This window comes from Pseudomonas arsenicoxydans (assembly GCF_900103875.1).
In the GTDB taxonomy this organism is placed as follows: domain Bacteria; phylum Pseudomonadota; class Gammaproteobacteria; order Pseudomonadales; family Pseudomonadaceae; genus Aquipseudomonas; species Aquipseudomonas arsenicoxydans.
On sequence record NZ_LT629705.1, the window covers coordinates 3,009,601 to 3,028,147 of the forward strand.

The following is an 18,547-nucleotide window of genomic DNA, read 5'->3' on the forward strand; positions in this document are numbered from 1 at the left end:
TGCGGGCTTTTTGCTGTCTGGCGTTTGGGTTTTATTGTTCGGCGTTACGGCTGTGGCGGTAATCACTCACAGCTTCATACACCGCTTTGCGCAGGCGGTTGATGCCGCCAATCGGTCGATGCGCCTCCAGCCCGAACCACGGATTGAACGACTGATTGTCGCATTGCAGGTTCAGCGCCGGGGTGTCGAAGTCCTGGGCAGGCAGCTTGATTCGCGCCACGGTCTGGAATGGTGCTTCGTTTTCCTGCCACTCAATACTCGTGTCTTCAATCGGCATGTACTGGCGGGGATCCTGTCGCTGGATCTGCAATACGAAACACGCCGGCACCCGATCCGTCGACAATTGCTGATTCAGCGCCGCGCGCAGGAAGTTCGGCAGCTTCTGGTTTTGAGCGGGCAGGGCGTAAGTCGGGCAGCTGTCAGGATCAGGCGCTACACGGAACTTGGCATTGGCTTCACCGAACTTGTAGGGCGAAACCGAAAAGTAAATCGTCTGCGTCGGGCTTTGCGGGGCGGGGGAAAGTGTCGCTAAGGCGATAAACAGATGCCGGACTTGCCAGGTGCGCGGATCCCAGCCGGGGAAGAACGCCTTAAACGTCTTGCCGTCAGCCTGGGCGGCCACATTCTGCCGGTATTCGGCGACATCGCTGACGAAGAAATTCGGATGGCTGAACATCACGAAATCCTGCTCATGCCGACTCTGCTGATCGTCCAGCAATTGTTTGCCTGGCACATCCATCAGCTTGATTGCCATGCCACGGGCATCGCGGATGCTGTCGAACTGCGGATACGCATTACCGTTGGACAGCCGCACCGTCGCTTGCCAGGTTTTCCCGGGTTCGCTGAACACGCCTTGACGCAGCTCACTCGCCAGATCCGGCAACACCTGAACGTCGGCGTTCACGCAGCCATGGGCCTTGGCATGCGCATCGCGCAGGTAGCGAGTGCTTTCACGGTGCTGATCGACAATGCGCACGGCGGTCTGAATGATGTCCTGAGTCATCGCCACTTCGCCGTCCGGTATCAATTCATCGGCCGAGACCGGTCCTCTGTGCTGCCAGGCGAACCATGCCGTGGCCAGTGCCCAGCCGAGCAATCCAAGGCCCAGCAAACACAGCAGGGATTTGCCGAGAAAGGCGCCAAGGCGCACCCAGAGTCTGCTCATGGCAATTGTGCCTCCAGCGGGCCGCCCAACACTTTCAGATACTCCAGCAGCGCCCAGCGCTCCTGCGGTTGCAGCAGACGCCCAATCACGCCATTGCCACGCTTGCCGGCACGGAATTCGTGGCCGCTGTTGTGATTGCCGGTGATGCGCGTGTCGAAAACGAAACCGTTGCTGAAAGCCTCGGTGCGATACCCCAGGTGCTTGGGGTCGTACTCGAACGTGCCTTTATAGAAGGTTGTCGCGCGTTCATCCTGGGGCGAGAGCAGCTGATAAAGGCTTGGTACCGAACCGTTGTGCAGAAACGGCGCCGTTGCCCAGATACCGGCTAATGGCCGGGCCTTGTAGGCACGCATTTCACGCACACCGATGGGCAGGCCGAAGCCATTCATGGCCGGTTGCTGGGCGAGGGGGATGTTCGCGTCGAGGTAGGCCCGGTTGCCGACGAAGGCGGTGATGTAGGCCAATCCTCTGGCTGACGAGAGCTTGCTCAAGTCCAGCGGTTCAGTGGGCGTTGGCTGCAACTGGACATCCAGTTTCGCCAGTTCCGCCGGGTCCCATTGCAACGCGCTGAGGTCGAAGCGATGGTCGGCAATGTTGTTGGCCGCGCTCGGATCTGTGCCGATGTAGTCCACCGGCAGCATTTTCAGATGCTGCACCCAGCGCCCGACACTTTGCACCGATCGCGGTACGTGGCAACCGGCGCAGTTTTCACTGAACAATTCGCGCCCTTGGGCCGCCAGAGGCTTATCGACCGCACCCAACAGCGCTTCAGGCCAGGCCGGCGGCTTGAGTCGTTGCAGGGTTTGTTCGATCAGGTGCAAGTCGTACAGCCGGACACTGGAGGGGTAGCGATCATCTCCTTTGAGCGGTTGGCCGTTGGCGTCGAAGAGGTTCAGCGTGGCGCCGACCCCCAGTGCCTCGCCGATGTTGCGGGCCATTGGTTGCTGCGCCGAACCGTTCCATTGCACCCAGTCGAAAGTCCACATGTCCCACAGTTGCGGATAGTCCACCGGGGCGTTGGCCACACGGTAATTGCTGGGCGAAATCGCGTCACCGAAGCTGGCATTGGCGATGCGACCGAAGGCGTCGGTGCGGCCAGGGCCTTCCTCGGTTGGATAAAGCCCGCGATGGGTGTCGTTCCAGGCCACCTTCACGAAGGTGTCGAGCGAGGCTTTGAAATCCTTGCGCAGTTGTTGGCGCCGGGTGTCGTAGTCGTCGCCCAGCACGTTGCGTGCGAAACGTTCGAATTTCCATGGGCTGAAGTAAGTCGAGGTCAGGCTTGCCACCAACGCCTGTCCGAAACTGCCTCCGCGCAATGTCGGAACACTGGAAGGCAAGACATGCTGCGCCGAGCCACCGTCGATGCGCACAGCCTGGCCGTTGAAACGCAATTCCCCGGTGTGGCAGGCGGCGCAGGTGATGTCCAGATACTCGTCCTGACTGCCAGGTTTTTTATGCCGGGCAAACCCCACCGGCAAGTTGCCGGGGTTGTCTGGCGTGGCTTTCTGCGCAGGGTCGATCAGAAAGCCAAAACGTGCGAGGTATTCGGGGGCGGCAAATCGTTGTGACGAGAAGGGCAGTTCAAGGGCCCTGAACCAGTCATAACGCAACCCTTTTACCTCTGTGCCCTGAGGTGTGAAGTAGAAAACCTGACGGTCAGCGTCGCTCCACTGGTCCAGGTAATGCACCTGCTGCGTGGGTGATCCTGTCGGCAATTTCGGGTTGGCGACGAAATACAGCACCACCGCCAGGCCCAGCCCCAGCAACACTGCAAGCACGGCCAGCAAACGGAATAAGAGGCGCAAGATAAACATCCTTGTCGATTTATCGCTCTCTTATGCCTCAGCACCCAGGGGGCGGCAAGTGGCCATTACGCCAGATGCTGGGGGATCCGGCATCGTCCGGTGGGCGGCAGATGACAGAAGCTTCATCATCCCACTGGCGAAATGCGTTGAAACACCTGAACTTATCGGACGTTTCCTGCTCTCATGCCGGTAGCCATTGGTCGTGGCCGCCTGATAAGCTCGCGGCTTTACTCGATTGCCCTTTAGGCGCATGAACAAGGAAATAGCATGAAACAGCATCGGTTGGCGGCGGCGGTGGCCCTGGTTAGCCTGGTACTTGCGGGTTGTGATTCGCAGACCAGCGTAGAGCTGAAAACCCCGGCGCAAAAAGCTTCCTACGGGATTGGCCTGAACATGGGCAAGAGCCTGGCTCAGGAAGGCATGGATGACCTGGATTCCAAAGCCGTAGCCCAAGGCATCGAAGATGCCGTCGGCAAGAAAGAACAGAAACTGAAAGATGACGAACTGGTTGAAGCCTTCGCAGCGCTGCAAAAGCGTGCTGAAGAGCGCATGGCCAAAATGAGCGAAGAGTCGGCTGCTGCCGGCAAGAAATTCCTCGAAGACAACGCCAAGAAAGCGGGTGTCACCACCACTGCTTCGGGCCTGCAATACGAAGTGGTCAAGAAAGCCGATGGCCCACAGCCTAAGCCGACTGACGTAGTGACTGTTCACTACACCGGCAAGCTGACCAACGGCACCGTTTTCGACAGCTCCGTCGAGCGTGGCAGCCCGATTGATCTGCCGGTCAGCGGTGTGATCCCGGGTTGGGTCGAAGGCCTGCAACTGATGCACGTTGGCGAGAAGTACAAGCTGTACATCCCTAGCGAACTGGCTTACGGCGCTCAAAGCCCAAGCCCGGCGATTCCAGCCAACTCGGTGCTGGTATTCGACCTGGAACTGCTGGGGATCAAAGATCCAGCAAAAGAAGACGCTGCCAAGTAATACGCGTCGGCTCCAAAAACAACGCCTCGCTATATGCGGGGCGTTGTTGCATCTGGCGTTCAGCAAGGGTAAACAAAGCGAACGGATGCCAGACATTGCAGTCATAGCCATTGAGACGCCATCGCTATCCGCGCTGGAGCGCCAAGTCAATGAAATCTTGGGTTTTTTTATGTGAGTAAAAAACGCCCGATCTGAGTTGAGGCCTTATGAAACGGGGCTTTCAGCCGTGAAATATAGCTCTGTTCACAAGGTTATCCACAATTTGTGTGGATAACATTTCAGTGGGAGGAATGATGAAAGCACCTTGGAATTTCGATCGTTTCCTGCCCCTCGCCGGACGCCTGCTCGCCCGGGGCCGTTTACCGACCCTGTTGTTTGCCGTCGCCAGCAAAGGCGCAAGTCAAGGCAACCGACTGGGTAAGCTCAAAGACGATCTGCGCTTGTTGCAGGCCCTCTGCCTGGCCTACTGGCGCGGCGAGTACCGCGCCATCAGCCCGAAGGCGATGATCTCGGTGGTGGCCGGCCTGATGTACTTCCTCAGTCCGGTGGATGCGATCCCCGATTTCATCCCGGTATTTGGCATGCTCGATGACATCGCCGTGCTGGCCTGGCTGATGAAAGTTCTCGACGATGAACTCAACGGGTTCCGCGCCTGGCGCAATCGTCAGCAGCCGGAGAAGCTCGCGGTGGTCGAACGCCTCCCTGACACCCCTGAGCAACTTCAGCTCCAGGGACCGAAAAAAGCCTGATTTTAAGGGACATCGCCCCTATTTCATGCCCCCGCGCGACCTTGGCCGCTGTTAGGATTACACTTCTAGGGAAAAGTGCCGACTCGCTAAGTGTCGTTGTCCTACGGGGAAGTCATGGATATCCAGATAATCACACGCGAAGGCGAGCCCGAATATGCGGTTTTGCCGTGGGCTCAGTATCAGGCTCTACTGAAAGCAGCAGGCATTAACGAACAACCGGTGCCCGACGCACCGGTACGTCAGGCAGTATCACCAGACCAGATTTTGCCCGGTCTGGATCAACTACGCAGTTTGCGCGAAGGGAAGGGCATCGCCATCGAGGCGCTGGCCCGCACGGTAGGCATCAGCCCGTCTTATCTGGCCTTGATCGAAAGTGGCGAGCGTCAACCCGACGCTGCGATTCGCCGCAGCCTGGCCTGGGAATTGACGGTGCCAGGGTGGAGGGACGAATCGTGAGCGTACGCATCAGTCGTCAACATTGGGACGGGTTGCTGGGTGAGCTGGATCAGGCGCGCCGCCAGCGACATCTTTTGACTTACCGAGCCTTGCTGGAACGTTTGCAATTGCCCACGCCGGCCATGCAAACCCTGACCGCAGCGCTCGAGCATCTGGCAGCGCTGGACGCCAAGGCCGAGCAGCCGCTGCGCAGCTCGCTGGTGATCAGCCAGGGCGCCAGTCGCCTGCCACGTACCGGCTTTTTCGAGTGCGTCGAACGTCTGGGGCGATTCTCCGGGCCGTCCGACGGCGTTGCTGCCGCCTCGTGGCACGCCTCGGAAGTGGTGCGAGTCTTCGAATACGAATACCCCGAATCAGCGGAGGCCTGAGTGTTTTTAAATCTCAAGGCACGGGCCTCCTACTGGCTGGCCCGCCGGCTGTTTCACTGGTCATGGTTCGTGCGACAGCCACGGGGCTGGAGCTGGCTCGAAGGCCAGTTCGCGCGCATGGCCAACCTGGGCGACGTCGGCGCGCAAAGCTTCTATGGCCACATCCTGACCTTTCGCGGCGTCGGCCTTGGCGCTCGTGAGGAAGGCGTGCGATTGCTGCGCCTGGCGGCGTTGGCGGGGGATGGCAAGGCTGCGTATCAAGTAGGCGTGATCAGTTTGGCGGGAACGCCGAGCAAGGCGCCGGACCCGGTGGAAGCGGCGCGGTTTTGGAACATGGCGGCGAAGGCCGGGCACCCGTTGGCTGAGCTTAAATTGAAAGAGCTTGCGTCTCGGGATGCTGCGAAATAACCCGATCGTTTGCGTTTCTGACCGTTCGTGACGTATTAGAGAATTGCCCTACGCCAAGATCGTCCATTCCTGACTTCTTTCCGAATTCATCCCCCGCAAAGTCCTGCGTGTTTATTTCTGTGTAAGCCTGTCGGAGATTTCCTTCGAGTTGTAGCGGCTTTCATGAACTGGTGCGAAGTCAGTTCACCCGATAGCCTTTGATGGTCACTGAGAACTCAGTGGTGGGGTGTAGGAACCCTTTCAGCATCGGTATCGCGTAAGCGTCGAAACCTGATTTGCGGCTGTCCATGTGCGTCCGTAAAATCTGTTGCGGCGGCTGTGCGCGGGCACGCTTCGGCGTGGTCGAGTCTCCGATGCTCGGTATTCCTACCCCGCGTATAGCTGCCACCCAAGCCTGTAGGAAGGCTTTTGGCAGCTCTCATTGTCATCGGAAGGTCGCAAATGCCAACACTTCATCCTGATCCACCCTACGAAAAACCAATTGCTCACCCCAAAAGCCGCTTCATGGCGCTAACCAGCAACTGCAGCGACATGCCCACCCTGTTCGTCGACACCCACGCGCCGCTCGATATCTTGACCGACGCTGCCCGCTACCGAATCCGAGCCGTCACCCAAGTGCTGGAGAACCTTTCCATGCGCGGTTCGGTTGAGTGCGACTCCATGATTCTCAGCGACTTCGCGCTGCTCTGCGCCATTCCATTGCGCGATGGCTGTGATGTGCTGGATGTGGTTGGGCGGCGGTTGGGGGCGCAGTCGGCGGGGTAGCAGGTAAGCAATTTTAGAAGCCTGAACAGACGCTTTCGCGGGACTAGTCGGATCGCGAAAGCGTCAGCCCAATCACCGCTGCCCCATGCACAACTCCTCGTACTGCCCGGGCGCCACCAAACTATCAATCACATGCACGCTATACCCCGGCACATTCTTCGCGTGATGTTTGGCCTGCGAGGCCATCTCCGCCAACTGGCTCGCATCGAGTTGTCCACAGGCCTGTGGATGCAAATGCACCACGCCGATTGACAGTGACAGCAGTGGAAACTCCTGACGCAGGCCCTGACGGTTTGGGGCGATAAAGCAGCCGGCTTCCAGGTGTTCGCTGCGGTAGAAGCGCCGGCACTGGCTCTGGAAGTCGTCGAGCAGTTGATTCAGGCGCTTACGCCAGTCTTGCGGGCCAAGCACCATCAAAAAGTCGTCACCACCGATATGGCCGACGAAGTCGCGGGACGGGTCGACGCGGTCGTTCAGGCATTGCGCCAGGCACAGGAGGACTTCATCGCCACGACCGTAGCCGTAGATGTCGTTGAAGGGTTTGAAACTGTCGATGTCGACGTAGCAGATCACCGATTCGCGCTGCTGTTGCAGCAGCCGGGTCAGGCACTGCTGGATGGGCACGTTACCCGGCAGCAAGGTCAGCGGGTTGGCGTAGCGGGCTTGCTGGATTTTCAGTTCGGTAATCAGCTTGAGCACATCGATCACCCGACCCAATCCCAGATAACCGCCGTCGAGGGTGATGATGAAATCCTCTTCGATACGCTGTCGGGCGCGACTGGTTATCAGGCGGCTGACCTGTTGCAGCGACTGGCTCATTTCCACGGCGAGAAAATCATCGTTCATCAAACGGCTGATCGGCTTGCGGGCGAACAGGTCGGTGGCAAAGGGCTTGAGCAGCGCGTCCGAGAGCGAATGCCGGTGGACGATGCCACAGGGATGGCCTTGCGCGTCGAGCACCGCCAGCGAGTTCAGGTTGGCCTGGCGGCGAAAGGCTTCCAGCACGGTGGCCGTCGGCGTATCGCGGGTTACGGCCGGTTGCTCGTTGAGCAAGGCGCTGAGGTCGCTGCCTTCGTCGTTCAGCGCCACGGCGGTGCTGTCGTGTTTGGGCATCAAGGCACGGGCATCGCGAGGTGGATGCTCCTGAGGGCGACACAGCAAATAGCCCTGGACCAGATCCACGCCCATCTCGGTCAACACCGCAAGCTCTTCGGGCAGCTCGATGCCTTCGGCGATCACTTTTGCCCGCGAGGCCTTGGCGATTTGCAGGATCGAACCGACGAATTCGCGCTTGAGCGCGTCCTGGTGGATGCCGTCGATGAAGTGCCGGTCGATCTTCACGTAGTCCGGACGCAACTCGGACCACAGGCGCAAACTCGAGTAACCCGCGCCCAAGTCATCCAGCGCAATGGAAAACCCCATCGCCCGATAGTGATGCAGGGCGTTTTGCAGCAATTGAAAATCATCGGTTGGGGTTTGTTCGGTGAGTTCGATCACCACCTGATCTGGCGGAATACCGAAATCCTGGAGCAATTGCAGGGTACGACCGGGCTGGTGAGCGGCTTCGAGCAGCGATTCGGGCGACACGTTGAGGAACAGTTTGCCCGGCAGTTGTTGGTCGTTGAAGCGCCGGCAGGCACTTTCCCGGCAAGCGATTTCCAGCTCGCTCAAGCGACCGGCCTGGCGCGCTACGGCGAACAATGCGATGGGGGAGTGCAGCGGACTGTTTGACGGGCCACGAGTGAGGGCTTCATAGCCGACAATGCGCCGCTCAGAGAGGGAAATGATCGGCTGGAACAGGCTGTGCAAACCGCTTTGAGCCAGTATTGAACTCAACGCACTCAGCTGTTCGGTCGTGGTCATGGCGTTCTCTGGCGATAAAAAAAGGACTGGGAGCTGCTCTCTGTTTAAGAGGTGCTCCCAGCCCTTTATTTCACGACAGAATGATGACTATTTGATGACGCTCCGGGGAGCGTCAGCATTAAATTGCCATCAGCCCCTTAGTGCTTGGCAACCGCCGTGTTGAGTTTCAAGTAATCCAGCAGAATCCGCCCGGTCTCGCTCAGGTAGGCATCGTCTTCTGGCTTGGTCTTGTCAGGCTCGGCCGCGATCGCGTCTTCGTCTTCTTTCTTCAGCTCTTTGAGCGGCTCTTCGCCCTTGGCCTTGCGACGGATGTTTTCCATCGCCAGTTGCTTGGCTTCGATATCGGCGTGTTGTGCACGGCGATCGGCTTCATTGAGGCTGACGGTTTTTTCGGCCATCAGCTTCTGGGCCAAGGCCAGCTTGTCACGGATGAACACGAACTCCGCGTCCTTGGCCGAGCGCACGTCATGCTCGGACTTGAGCTGCGTGATGTACGGTTTGAAGGGGTCGACCGCTGGCTTGATCGCGGCTTTGATGGTGTCCCACGGCATGGCTTCCGGCAGGGCACTTTCACCGATTTCCTTGGTGTCGATGATCGACGGGTAATCGATGTCCGGCAGGACGCCCTGGTGCTGGGTGCTCTGGCCGGAAACCCGGTAGAACTTGGCCAGGGTCAGTTTCAGTTCGCCATGGTTCAGCGGCTGAATGGTCTGCACGGTGCCTTTGCCGAAGGTCTGGCCGCCGATGATCAGTGCGCGGTGGTAGTCCTGCATGGCGCCGGCAAAAATCTCCGAAGCCGAGGCGGACAAGCGGTTGACCAGCAACGCCATTGGGCCTTTGTAGAACGCGCCCGGGTTTTCATCTTCCAGCACATCGACCCGGCCATCGGCATTACGCACCAGTACGGTCGGACCTTTGTCGATGAACAGGCTGGTCAGCTCGGTGGCTTCCTGCAAGGAACCGCCGCCGTTGTTGCGCAGGTCGATGACCACGCCGTCGACTTTGTCTTTCTGCAATTCGGTCAACAGCTTCTTGACGTCGCGGGTGGTGCTCTTGTAATCCGGATCGCCGGCACGGAACGCCTTGAAGTCGAGGTAGAAGGCCGGAATCTCGATGATGCCGAGCTTGTAGTCCTTGCCATCCTGTTTCAGGTTGAGGACCGATTTCTTCACAGCCTGGTCTTCAAGCTTCACCGCTTCGCGGGTGATCGGCACGATCTTGCTGGTCTGGTCGTTTGGCGCATTGCTGGCCGGAATGACTTCCAGGCGCACCACGGTGCCTTTCGGACCACGGATCAGCTTGACCACTTCGTCCAGGCGCCAGCCGACCACATCGACCATCTCTTTGTTGCCTTGGGCAACGCCGATGATCTTGTCAGCCGGAGCGACTTGCTTGGTCTTGTCCGCCGGGCCTGCAGGCACCAGACGCACGACCTTCACTTGATCGTTATCGCTCTGCAACACGGCACCGATGCCCTCAAGGGACAGGCTCATGTTGATGTCGAAGTTTTCCGCGTTATCCGGCGACAGATAGTTGGTGTGCGGGTCGTAGGACATGGCGAAGGTGTTGATGTACGCCTGGAAGATGTCTTCCGCGCGGGTCTGGTCCAGACGCGTCAATTGGTTCTTGTAGCGCTTGGTCAGGGTCTCCTGGATCTGCTTGGAGTCCTTGCCCGCAATCTTCTGCCGCAGGACTTCGTCCTTGACGCGTTTGCGCCACAGGTCGTCAAGTTCTGCGGTGGACTTGAGCCAAGGGGCGTCCTTGCGATCGATCAGCAAGGTCTCCTTGGTGGTGAAGTCCATCTTGTCGACGCCTTTGTCCAGCTCGGCAAGGGCAAAGTCCAGACGCGACTTGACGCGGTCCAGATAGCGCTTGTAGATGGTGAACCCGGCGTTCAGGTCGCCGCTTTTGAGGAAGTCGTCGAACTGGGTTTTCCACTTGTCGAATTCGGCAATGTCGCTGGCCATGAAGTAGCTGCGCGACGGATCCAGCAGCTTGAGGTAGCTGTCATAGATAATCGCCGAGCGCGCGTCATCGAGCGGCGGCTTGCTGTAATGGTGACGCTTGAGCAATTCGACGACGTTCAGACTGGCGATTACTTCGTCACGATCAGGCTGAAGCTTGTCCCAGCTATTGGCGGCAAACGAATTGCTCGACATCGGCAACAGACCGATACCAATGAACAGGGCTAGGGCGGTGCTTGGGAAAAAGTGCTTCATGCTGATTCGACGCGGGGACAATTGATCACGCATATTAGGCCGTCTTTGAAGTCGCCGGTTCTACGAGAGCCGGTCGCATAATGCAAGAAAGCCCGGCGCTACAGCTACGGGCTCAGTCCAGACTCACTATGGAGGCACTGTGAAAGCATTGCAAGGCGTGGAAGGTCAAGTGGAGTGGGTTGAAGAGCCCAGTCCTACATGTGATGTAGGACAAGTTCGGATTCGAGTGGCGGCTGCGGGACTCAATCGAGCCGATTTGTTACAGAAAGCCGGCCTTTATCCGCCACCGCCGGGAGCCAGTCAGGCACTGGGTCTTGAGTGTTCAGGGGTGATCAGCGAGGTCGGTCCGGGCTCGTCCTGGCAGGTCGGTGATCGAGTCTGCGCCTTGCTGGCCGGGGGTGGGATGGCCGAAGAGGTAGTTGTCGACGGACGGCACGTGCTGCCAGTTCCCGACGGAATGTCCCTGGCCGAGGCTGCCGCGTTGCCGGAAGTGTACGCGACCGTTTGGCTGAATTTGTTTCAACTGGCCGCGCTCAAACCGGGTGAGAAAGTTCTCCTGCACGCCGGAGCAAGTGGAATTGGTTCAGCCGCCATTCAGCTGTGCAAGGCCTTTGGCAACCCGTGCTGGGTCAGCGTCGGTTCCGCCGAACGTTTGGCCTATTGCGAAGCACTGGGCGCCCAGGGTGGTGCAGTGCGTACGACGGATCTGGACAGCTTGAGGGATCTGGGCCCGTTCAATGTAATCCTCGACCCGGTCGGCGGTGACTACGCGGCGCTTAATCTGAAAATGCTGGCCCTGGATGGCCGTTGGGTGCTGATCGGCCTGATGGGCGGTCGTGAGGCGAAGCTGGATCTGGCGCAGGTGCTGGCCAAACGGGTGCAACTGCTGGGTTCGACGTTGCGCAGTCGCGACGATCAGTTCAAGGCGGATTTGTTCAGTGACCTCAGTCAGCATGTCTGGCCGCTGTTTGCCGAAGGGCGGTTGAGTCCGCAGTTGGCGAAGACCTTTGCGATCAAGGATGCCGAGGCGGCGTTTGCGCAGTTGGCGAGCAACAAGGTGGCGGGGAAGTTGGTTCTGATAATCGACGCAAGCCTGACCTGAGGCTGGCTGCATCGCAATTCCTGTGGGAGCGGGCTTGCCCGCGATTCAAGCGCCGCGGTGTTTCAGGTACACCGCGTTATCGTTCATCGCGGGCAAGCCACGCTCCCACCGGTTCGGCGTAATCCTTGTGGGAGCGATCGGTTATTTCCAGAGATGGATCGGCCAGCCGGCTTTTTCGGCGTGTTCAAGCAACACCGGATCCGGATTCACCACGTGTGGGAAATCGACCTTTAGCAGCAGCGGCAAATCATTGCGCGAGTCGGAATAGAAGCTCGCGCCTTCGAGGTTTTCCTCTTCCGCATCCAGCCACTCCAGCAACCGGGTGATCTTGCCTTCGCGGTAGGTCAGGGTGCCGACGGTGTGGCCGCTATAAACCCCGTGCGCGACTTCCAGTTCGATACCGAGAATCTCGTCGATGCCCAAGCGGTCGGCAATCGGTCGGACCAGGTGCGTGCCCGAGGCCGAAATCACCAGAATCCGGTCGCCAGCCTTGCGGTGGGCGGCGATGGCCTTGGTGGCGTCGCTGAAAATGATCGGCTCGATGAAATCTTCCACCCAGGGTCCGACCAAATGGTCCACTTCTTCCGGTGTGCGCCCGATCATCGGCTCCAGGCTGAAGGTCATGTACTCCTCCATCCGCAGCTTGCCGTGGCTGTAGGCGTCCATCAGTTCATTGTTCTGCCGCATGAACGACTCCGGGTCGACCCAGCCCAGGCGGCCCATTTGCTCGCTCCAGAGGGTGGCGCAGTCGCCGTGGATCAGGGTTTCGTCCAGATCAAAAATTGCCAGGGCCATTAGTGCGGTTCTCTCCGAGAACAGCTTCAAGCGGCAAGTTTCAAGCCGCAAGAAGTGATTAAGGTGGTCAGCAGTTTACAACTTGTAGCTAGTAGCTTGCAGCTTGCCGCTGCTTTCAAGCTACCTCACACAAGGCCGTCGGATCGATGGAAAGTGCCAGGCGCTGACCATCGGGATGCAAATCGGCCGCCGAGCGGTTCAGCACATCCACCACCAATTCCACGCCCCGGGCTTCAATCCGGTAGCGAATCACGTTGCCCAGCAGGCTGTGGCTGCGCACTAGCGCGTCAAGCTCGCCATTGAGGCTCAGTTCGATGGCTTCAGGGCGGATCGCAATGCGGTGGTTGATCGGCCGTTGCAGCAGCTTGGTTGCGCTGTCAGGGTCCAGCAGGTTGTAGTTGCCGATGAAGCCGGCGGCAAAAACATCCACCGGGGCGGTGTAAAGGGTTTCGGCGTCGCCGCTCTGTACGATTTTTCCCTGATTCATCAGGAAAATCCGGTCAGACATGGTCAGCGCTTCTTCCTGGTCATGTGTGACGAAGATCGTGGTCAGGCCCAATTCACGCTGAATCTGACGGATCTGTTCGCGCAGGTGCTTGCGAATCCGCGCATCCAGGGCCGACAACGGCTCATCCAGCAACAACAGCCGAGGCCGCGTGACCAACGAGCGGGCGAGGGCCACACGTTGGCACTGGCCGCCCGACAGTTGGTGCGGATAGCGGGCGGCGAAGTCGTTGAGCTCTACGAGACTCAGCACTTCGGCAACACGCTTTTGGCTGTCGTTGGCGTTGACCTTTTGCATGCGCAAACCGAAGGCGACGTTCTGTTCCACAGTCATGTTGGGGAACAGCGCATAACTCTGGAACACCATGCCGATTCCGCGTTTTTGCGGGCTCATCGGCACCAGATCAACCCCCTCCAGCAGAATCTTGCCGCCATCCACCGAGGTCAGGCCGGCGATGCAGCGCAGCAGTGTGGATTTGCCGCAACCGGACGGGCCGAGCAGGGTGACGAATTCACCTTTCTGGATCTCGCAGTTGATGTCGCTGAACACCGTGGTGCCTGCGTAGTTTTTCTGTAGGTGTTGGACGCTGACATAGCTCATTCGCTTTTGTCCTTGTTCAAGATATTGGCCGCCCAGGTCAGAACCAGCACAAAGAAGAAGTAGGAGATCACCAGCGCACTGGTGAAGTGGCCGCTGCTGTTACGCATGTTGTTGAGGTAGACCTGCAGGGTTTCGTAGCGCGTGCCGACGAGGATGTTGGCGAACACGAACTCTCCGAACAGGAATGAGAACGACAGCAGCAACGCCACCATCAAACCCTTGCGCAGATTGGGCAACACCACCAGGAACGCCGCTTGAAAGGTGCTGGCGCCGAGCAGTTGGGCGGCGTCCATCAGGTCGCGCAGGTTGATCGCTTGCAGGTTGTTGGTGATCGCCCGGTACATGAACGGCAGCGCGATGGTGAAGTAGCAACCAATCAGAATCCACGGCGTACCCACCATCGCAAACGGCCCGGAACCATAGAGCTGCAGCAGCCCCACCGACGACACCACCGGCGGCACCGCGAAGGGCAGCAGGATCAGGATGTTCATCAGCGCATCGAGTTTTGGGAAGTGGTAATGCACCACGAACAGCAGCGGCAGAATCAGCACCACCGACAGGATCAGCGCGCCGACACACACCAGCAACGACTGCCCGAACGCATGCAGAAAACGCGGATCGCTCCACAGCTGGATGTACCACTTGAAGGTAAAGCCGCTGGGCAGAATGGTCGCCGACCAACTGCTGGCGATCGAGTAGATCAGCGTCCCGAGCAGCGGCAGCAACAAAATGGCAAACAACAGGTAAACCACGACGCGGTGATAGACACCGACAGGGCCCAGTTCAACGCGAGACATGGTAGCTCCTCTTCAACAGCAGCTGATGCACGATGGTCACCAGGGTCATCAACGCCACCAGCACCACGGCGAGTGCACTGGCCAGGTTCGGGTCCAGGGAGATGTCGCCGGAGACCATCGCCGCGATACGGATCGGCAGCACGTTGAAGTTGCCAGTCGTTAACGCATAAACCGTGGCATAGGCGCCGAGGGCGTTGGCCAGCAGGATCACGAAAGTGCCGAGCAGTGCCGGGGTCAGCACGGGCAAGCCGATATGCCGCCAGAACTGCCAGCCGTTCGCCCCGAGCAGTTCGGCGGACTCACGCCAGTCTTCGCGCAAGGCATCGAAGGCCGGGTAGAGCAGCAATACGCCCAATGGAATCTGGAAGTAGGTGTAGAGAATGATCAGCCCGGTTTTCGAGTACAGGTTGAAATCCTGAATGATCCCGGCCTGTTTGAGCATGATCGTGAAGCTGCCGTTGAAGCCCAGCAGAATGATGAACGCGAAGGCCAGGGGCACGCCGGCGAAGTTGCTGGTCATGTTGGCGAAGGCATTCACGAAGTTACGCAGTTTCGAGTCGACCCGGCGCAGGGAATAGGCGCCGAGCACCGCGATGATGATCCCGAATACGCTGGACCAGAAACTGATCTCGAGGCTGTACTGGATCGCCTGCAAATAGAACTTCGAGTTGAAGATCTTGGTGAAGTTGGCGATCCCCCAGCCGAACTCTTCCGATTGCAGGCTGTTGATCATCACCCAGACCAGCGGCGCGATTTCGAACACGATAAAGAACAGTGCGAAGGGCACCAGGCACAACGCTGCCAGCCATTTGCCGCGAGTCATTGCATTCACTTGAGCAGCTCCCGACACATGGGTTTGTCATGGGGCGCACCCAGCAGTTCGCAGACGGTGCCGCATATTTCAGTCTGTTTCGGCGTGGCGCTGGCGTTAAAGCTGAAGGCGTCGCCGAGGACGAACAGCGGCACTTCGCGCTCTTCCGGCAACAGGCCGTTGTGGGAGCGGTCGTTGTTCATGCCGTGGTCGGCGGTCACTAGCACCTGATAGCCGCTGTCGAGCCAGCCTTGCAGGTAGTCGGCGAGGATGATGTCGGCCGAGCGGGCGCTGTTGCGGTATTGCGCGGTGTCGAGGCCGTGCTTGTGCCCGGCGTCGTCGATGTTCATGGGGTGAATCAGTAAAAAGGCTGGGTCATGACGCAGGCGCAGGTTTTCGGCGTCGGCGAACAGGTGTGAATCGGGGTAGTGATCGGTCCAGTAGAAGTGACCGTGCTGGATCGGCAGGTCGGGGGCGTCGGTGTGACGATCCCGTGCCGCCACGAACGGCGAACGGTTATACAGCTCGCTGACCCAGTGGTAGGCCGCCGCGGCTGTCGTCAGGCCGGCATCGCGGGCGTAGTGATAAATGCTGCGCTGGTTGGACAGGCGCGAGACGTTGTTGTGGACAATGCCGCTCTCGATGGGCGCAACGCCGGTGAGTATGCATTCGTACAGGGGGCGGGACAGGGCCGGCAGTTCGCACTCCAGTTTGTAGAGCGCCGCGCGTCCTGCGCCGACATAAGCCTGCAGGTGCCCCATGGCGTGGCGCGCGACCTCGTAGTTGAGGCCGTCGAGCACGACAAGGATGACGTTGTGCTTCATAGGGGCGATGACTCCGTAAAACAGATATTCGGAATTCACTCGGTCCACTGTGGGAGCGAGCCTGCTCGCGATGGCGGCTGAACATTCGACATGGATGCTGAATGACACACCGCAATCGCGAGCAGGCTCGCTCCCACAGGGATCTCCATTAGCCCGTCAGATGGCGGGCTGCAGGATTACTTCATTTCGACGATGACTTCTTCGTTCCACTTCTGCGGCAGGGCCTTGGAGGTCTTCTCCCATGCATCCGCGTCTTTGATCGGCGTGACATTTTTGTACTGCTCGTTAGGCAGCAGCTTGGCCTGCACGTCTGCCGGCAGCTTGATGTGCTCGGCGCGGATCGGACGGGCGTTGCCTTTCGCCAGGTTGATCTGACCGGCATCGCTGAAGATGTATTCGCGGGTCAGCTTGGCGGCGTTCGGGTTCTTCGCGTATTTGTTGATGATGGTGGTGTAACCGGAAATCACCGAGCCATCGGAAGGGATCAGCACCACGTAGTCATCCGGGTTGGCCATCTTGGCCTTGTAGCTCAGGCCGTTGAAATCCCAGACCACGCCGACTTCGATTTCACCCTTTTCCATCGTGGCGATGGTCGGGTTGGCCATGGACAGGCGGCCCTGCTTGGCAATGTCGGCAAACAACAGCAGTGCTGGTTGCAGGTTCTTCTCGTCGCCACCGTTGGCCAGCGCAGCGGCCAGTACACCGTTGGCCGCCTGGGCCGCGGTGCTCACGTCACCGATGGACACCTTGTATTTACCGGTTTTCAGATCAGCCCATTTGGTAGGCGCATCGGAACCGTGCAACAGCTTTTTGTTGACGATGAAGGCGATGGTGCCGGTGTAAGCCAGAGCCCAGTTTCCATCCTTGTCTTTGGCCCACTCTGGAACTTGATCCCAAGTGCTTGGCTTGTAAGGTTGCACCACGCCCTGTTTGACCGCGATCGGGCCGAAAGCGGCGCCGACGTCGCCGATGTCGGCACTGGCGTTGTCTTTTTCAGCGGCGAACTTGGCGATTTCCTGCGCCGAGCTCATGTCGGTGTCGATGTGTTTCAGGCCGTAATTCTTGGCCAGGTCTTCCCAGGTGCCTTTCCAGTTGGCCCAGTCATCGGGCATGCCGACGCTATTGACCGCGCCTTCCGCTTTCGCAGCGGCTTCCAGGGTTTTCAAATCATCAGCGGCCATTGCGGCGGTGCACATGGCAATGGTCGAGCCTAACAGTGATGCCAGGAAAAGCTTTTTCATCCGAAGCTCCTTTGGGCGTTTTCAACGCTGCGATTGCGGTTGTGTTGGTCTAGGTCAGCAATACCTGAGCCAATTTAGGCGCCGCTGATGACATTTTGATGTCGATGATCGGTCTGCCACTATTTTTCAAACAGTACAGCTCAGGCTTCGGACTAAGCGTAGACCATGGCTAAAGGGCTGATACGAAAGGACTTGGCCGTGATTTTGCACGTGTCTGACTCAACCGTTCGGCGGCTTTGTCATCTGCCAGTCACAAGCAGTGCCTAGGCTTGCAGGGAGTTGATGGAGCCGGTTTGAGTGACGGTTCCGCCCCGAAACAGTGCTGGTCTAGTCCAGATAGGTAACGTTGATGCGCATCGAGACCACCAAAGCGGTGACAGCCATCGGTCAGGTTCTGCAGGAACAGCTCGACCACGGCCTGTTGGCGTCCGGGAGCAAGCTGCCGTCCGAGCGCAAACTCAGTGAGTTGTTCGGGACCACGCGAATCACCGTGCGTGAAGCATTGTTGCAGTTGGAGGCCCAAGGGCAGATTTATCGCGAGGAGCGCCGTGGCTGGTTCGTCTCGCCGCCGCGCCTGGCTTACAACCTGATGCAGCGCAGTCACTTTCACGCGATGGTCAGCGCCCAGGGGCGTGTGCCGTCCACAGAGGTGATATCGGCGCGCTTGCAGCCGGCGTCGGCGGCGGTGTGTGCGTGGTTGCAGTTGCCGGCGTTGTCGAGCGTGATCCAGATCTGCCGGGCGCGGCGTATCGATGAGCGGCTGGTGTTGTACGTGGAGCACTACCTCAATCCGCAGTATTTTCCGGGGATTCTGGAGTTTGATTTGAATCAGTCGATTACCGAGCTGTACGCCAGGCATTACGACTTGCACTACGGGCGGGTACGTTTCGAGATCGTGCCGACGGCGTTGTCGGTGGATGCGGCGGCGGCGTTACGGGTGTCGGTGGGAAGTCCGGGGCTGCGGATTGCCCGGGTCAATTATGACCAGCATGAGCGGCTGATCGACTGTGACCTGGAGTTCTGGCGGCATGACGCGATTCATGTCGGTGTTGATGTGGTTTGACGGGCGTGGTTTGTCTGCACGACCGTGTCG

The 18,547-nt window shown here is 59.0% G+C and carries 18 protein-coding genes; 8 read left to right on the plus strand and 10 right to left on the minus strand.

Annotated features, from left to right (window positions below; genetic code table 11):
- Positions 1 to 31: 31 nt before the first annotated feature.
- Positions 32 to 1,165 (minus strand): catalase family protein, encoded by a 1,134-nt coding sequence (locus BLQ41_RS14030; protein WP_090181733.1) that lies wholly within the window; start codon positions 1,163 to 1,165, stop codon positions 32 to 34.
- Positions 1,162 to 2,970, minus strand: coding sequence for a di-heme-cytochrome C peroxidase (locus BLQ41_RS14035; RefSeq protein WP_090181735.1), 1,809 nt, complete (start codon positions 2,968 to 2,970; stop codon positions 1,162 to 1,164). The genes BLQ41_RS14030 and BLQ41_RS14035 overlap by 4 nt, the downstream gene beginning before the upstream one ends.
- A 267-nt stretch (positions 2,971 to 3,237) precedes the next feature.
- On the opposite strand from BLQ41_RS14035, the gene BLQ41_RS14040 reads away from it, so the two are divergent.
- From BLQ41_RS14040 to BLQ41_RS14065, 6 genes are all read left to right on the plus strand, one after another.
- On the plus strand, positions 3,238 to 3,951 hold the full coding sequence (locus tag BLQ41_RS14040) for an FKBP-type peptidyl-prolyl cis-trans isomerase (RefSeq protein ID WP_090181737.1): 714 nt from the start codon (positions 3,238 to 3,240) through the stop codon (positions 3,949 to 3,951).
- A 293-nt stretch (positions 3,952 to 4,244) separates the two neighbouring features.
- Positions 4,245 to 4,700 carry a YkvA family protein gene (locus BLQ41_RS14045; protein ID WP_090181738.1) on the plus strand — a complete coding sequence of 152 codons (456 nt, stop codon included), beginning with the start codon at positions 4,245 to 4,247 and terminating at the stop codon, positions 4,698 to 4,700.
- Positions 4,701 to 4,814: 114 nt separating this feature from the next.
- The gene (locus BLQ41_RS14050) at positions 4,815 to 5,156 is read left to right on the plus strand and encodes a helix-turn-helix domain-containing protein (protein ID WP_090181739.1); all 342 of its coding nucleotides are present in this window, start codon (positions 4,815 to 4,817) and stop codon (positions 5,154 to 5,156) included.
- The gene (locus BLQ41_RS14055; protein WP_003223109.1) at positions 5,153 to 5,524 is read left to right on the plus strand and encodes a hypothetical protein; all 372 of its coding nucleotides are present in this window, start codon (positions 5,153 to 5,155) and stop codon (positions 5,522 to 5,524) included. The genes BLQ41_RS14050 and BLQ41_RS14055 overlap by 4 nt, the downstream gene beginning before the upstream one ends.
- Entirely contained in the window at positions 5,525 to 5,932 is a 408-nt protein-coding gene (locus BLQ41_RS14060) for an SEL1-like repeat protein (protein ID WP_090181741.1), read from the plus strand.
- Positions 5,933 to 6,373: 441 nt separating this feature from the next.
- On the plus strand, positions 6,374 to 6,697 hold the full coding sequence (locus BLQ41_RS14065) for a hypothetical protein (RefSeq protein ID WP_090181742.1): 324 nt from the start codon (positions 6,374 to 6,376) through the stop codon (positions 6,695 to 6,697).
- 72 nt (positions 6,698 to 6,769) lie between these two features.
- Here the strand turns inward: BLQ41_RS14065 and BLQ41_RS14070 are convergent, their stop codons facing one another.
- Together BLQ41_RS14070 and BLQ41_RS14075 are read right to left on the minus strand one after the other, a co-directional pair.
- Positions 6,770 to 8,560, minus strand: a complete 1,791-nt coding sequence (locus BLQ41_RS14070) for a bifunctional diguanylate cyclase/phosphodiesterase (protein WP_090181744.1) — start codon at positions 8,558 to 8,560, stop codon at positions 6,770 to 6,772.
- Between the two features lie 137 nt (positions 8,561 to 8,697).
- Entirely contained in the window at positions 8,698 to 10,779 is a 2,082-nt protein-coding gene (locus BLQ41_RS14075) for a carboxy terminal-processing peptidase (RefSeq protein ID WP_167360484.1), read from the minus strand.
- Positions 10,780 to 10,918: 139 nt separating this feature from the next.
- On the opposite strand from BLQ41_RS14075, the gene BLQ41_RS14080 reads away from it, so the two are divergent.
- Positions 10,919 to 11,881, plus strand: a complete 963-nt coding sequence (locus tag BLQ41_RS14080) for a zinc-binding dehydrogenase (RefSeq protein ID WP_090181749.1) — start codon at positions 10,919 to 10,921, stop codon at positions 11,879 to 11,881.
- 141 nt (positions 11,882 to 12,022) lie between these two features.
- Here BLQ41_RS14080 and BLQ41_RS14085 read toward each other — a convergent pair whose 3' ends face one another.
- The 6 genes from BLQ41_RS14085 to BLQ41_RS14110 all read right to left on the minus strand — a co-directional run bounded on the left by BLQ41_RS14085 (position 12,023) and on the right by BLQ41_RS14110 (position 17,454).
- Positions 12,023 to 12,676 carry an HAD family hydrolase gene (locus BLQ41_RS14085; RefSeq protein WP_090181750.1) on the minus strand — a complete coding sequence of 218 codons (654 nt, stop codon included), beginning with the start codon at positions 12,674 to 12,676 and terminating at the stop codon, positions 12,023 to 12,025.
- Positions 12,677 to 12,791: 115 nt separating this feature from the next.
- On the minus strand, positions 12,792 to 13,781 hold the full coding sequence (locus BLQ41_RS14090) for an ABC transporter ATP-binding protein (protein WP_090181752.1): 990 nt from the start codon (positions 13,779 to 13,781) through the stop codon (positions 12,792 to 12,794).
- Positions 13,778 to 14,578 carry an ABC transporter permease gene (locus BLQ41_RS14095; RefSeq protein ID WP_090181754.1) on the minus strand — a complete coding sequence of 267 codons (801 nt, stop codon included), beginning with the start codon at positions 14,576 to 14,578 and terminating at the stop codon, positions 13,778 to 13,780. The genes BLQ41_RS14090 and BLQ41_RS14095 overlap by 4 nt, the downstream gene beginning before the upstream one ends.
- A complete protein-coding gene (locus BLQ41_RS14100) occupies positions 14,565 to 15,401 on the minus strand; it encodes an ABC transporter permease (protein ID WP_167360538.1) in 837 nt (278 codons plus the stop codon). Before BLQ41_RS14100 ends, BLQ41_RS14095 begins: the two co-directional genes overlap by 14 nt.
- Positions 15,402 to 15,406: 5 nt before the next feature.
- Complete coding sequence (locus BLQ41_RS14105; RefSeq protein WP_090181761.1) at positions 15,407 to 16,213, minus strand: alkaline phosphatase family protein; 807 nt, start codon at positions 16,211 to 16,213, stop codon at positions 15,407 to 15,409.
- Between the two features lie 176 nt (positions 16,214 to 16,389).
- Positions 16,390 to 17,454: an ABC transporter substrate-binding protein gene (locus tag BLQ41_RS14110; protein WP_090181763.1), complete on the minus strand. Its 1,065-nt coding sequence runs from the start codon at positions 17,452 to 17,454 to the stop codon at positions 16,390 to 16,392.
- A gap of 349 nt (positions 17,455 to 17,803) precedes the next feature.
- Between BLQ41_RS14110 and BLQ41_RS14115 the strand changes: the two genes are divergently transcribed.
- A complete protein-coding gene (locus tag BLQ41_RS14115; RefSeq protein WP_090181765.1) occupies positions 17,804 to 18,517 on the plus strand; it encodes a UTRA domain-containing protein in 714 nt (237 codons plus the stop codon).
- Positions 18,518 to 18,547 lie beyond the last annotated feature (30 nt).

Coding starts and splice junctions, on each gene's coding strand:
- BLQ41_RS14095 (WP_090181754.1), bottom strand. CDS start 14,578: ATGTCTCGCGTTGAACTGGGCCCTGTCGGTGTCTATCACCGCGTCGTG.
- BLQ41_RS14110 (WP_090181763.1), bottom strand. CDS start 17,454: ATGAAAAAGCTTTTCCTGGCATCACTGTTAGGCTCGACCATTGCCATG.
- BLQ41_RS14065 (WP_090181742.1), top strand. CDS start 6,374: ATGCCAACACTTCATCCTGATCCACCCTACGAAAAACCAATTGCTCAC.
- BLQ41_RS14030 (WP_090181733.1), bottom strand. CDS start 1,165: ATGAGCAGACTCTGGGTGCGCCTTGGCGCCTTTCTCGGCAAATCCCTG.
- BLQ41_RS14085 (WP_090181750.1), bottom strand. CDS start 12,676: ATGGCCCTGGCAATTTTTGATCTGGACGAAACCCTGATCCACGGCGAC.
- BLQ41_RS14050 (WP_090181739.1), top strand. CDS start 4,815: ATGGATATCCAGATAATCACACGCGAAGGCGAGCCCGAATATGCGGTT.
- BLQ41_RS14045 (WP_090181738.1), top strand. CDS start 4,245: ATGAAAGCACCTTGGAATTTCGATCGTTTCCTGCCCCTCGCCGGACGC.
- BLQ41_RS14105 (WP_090181761.1), bottom strand. CDS start 16,213: ATGAAGCACAACGTCATCCTTGTCGTGCTCGACGGCCTCAACTACGAG.
- BLQ41_RS14040 (WP_090181737.1), top strand. CDS start 3,238: ATGAAACAGCATCGGTTGGCGGCGGCGGTGGCCCTGGTTAGCCTGGTA.
- BLQ41_RS14100 (WP_167360538.1), bottom strand. CDS start 15,401: ATGACTCGCGGCAAATGGCTGGCAGCGTTGTGCCTGGTGCCCTTCGCA.
- BLQ41_RS14115 (WP_090181765.1), top strand. CDS start 17,804: ATGCGCATCGAGACCACCAAAGCGGTGACAGCCATCGGTCAGGTTCTG.
- BLQ41_RS14070 (WP_090181744.1), bottom strand. CDS start 8,560: ATGACCACGACCGAACAGCTGAGTGCGTTGAGTTCAATACTGGCTCAA.
- BLQ41_RS14090 (WP_090181752.1), bottom strand. CDS start 13,781: ATGAGCTATGTCAGCGTCCAACACCTACAGAAAAACTACGCAGGCACC.
- BLQ41_RS14075 (WP_167360484.1), bottom strand. CDS start 10,779: ATGAAGCACTTTTTCCCAAGCACCGCCCTAGCCCTGTTCATTGGTATC.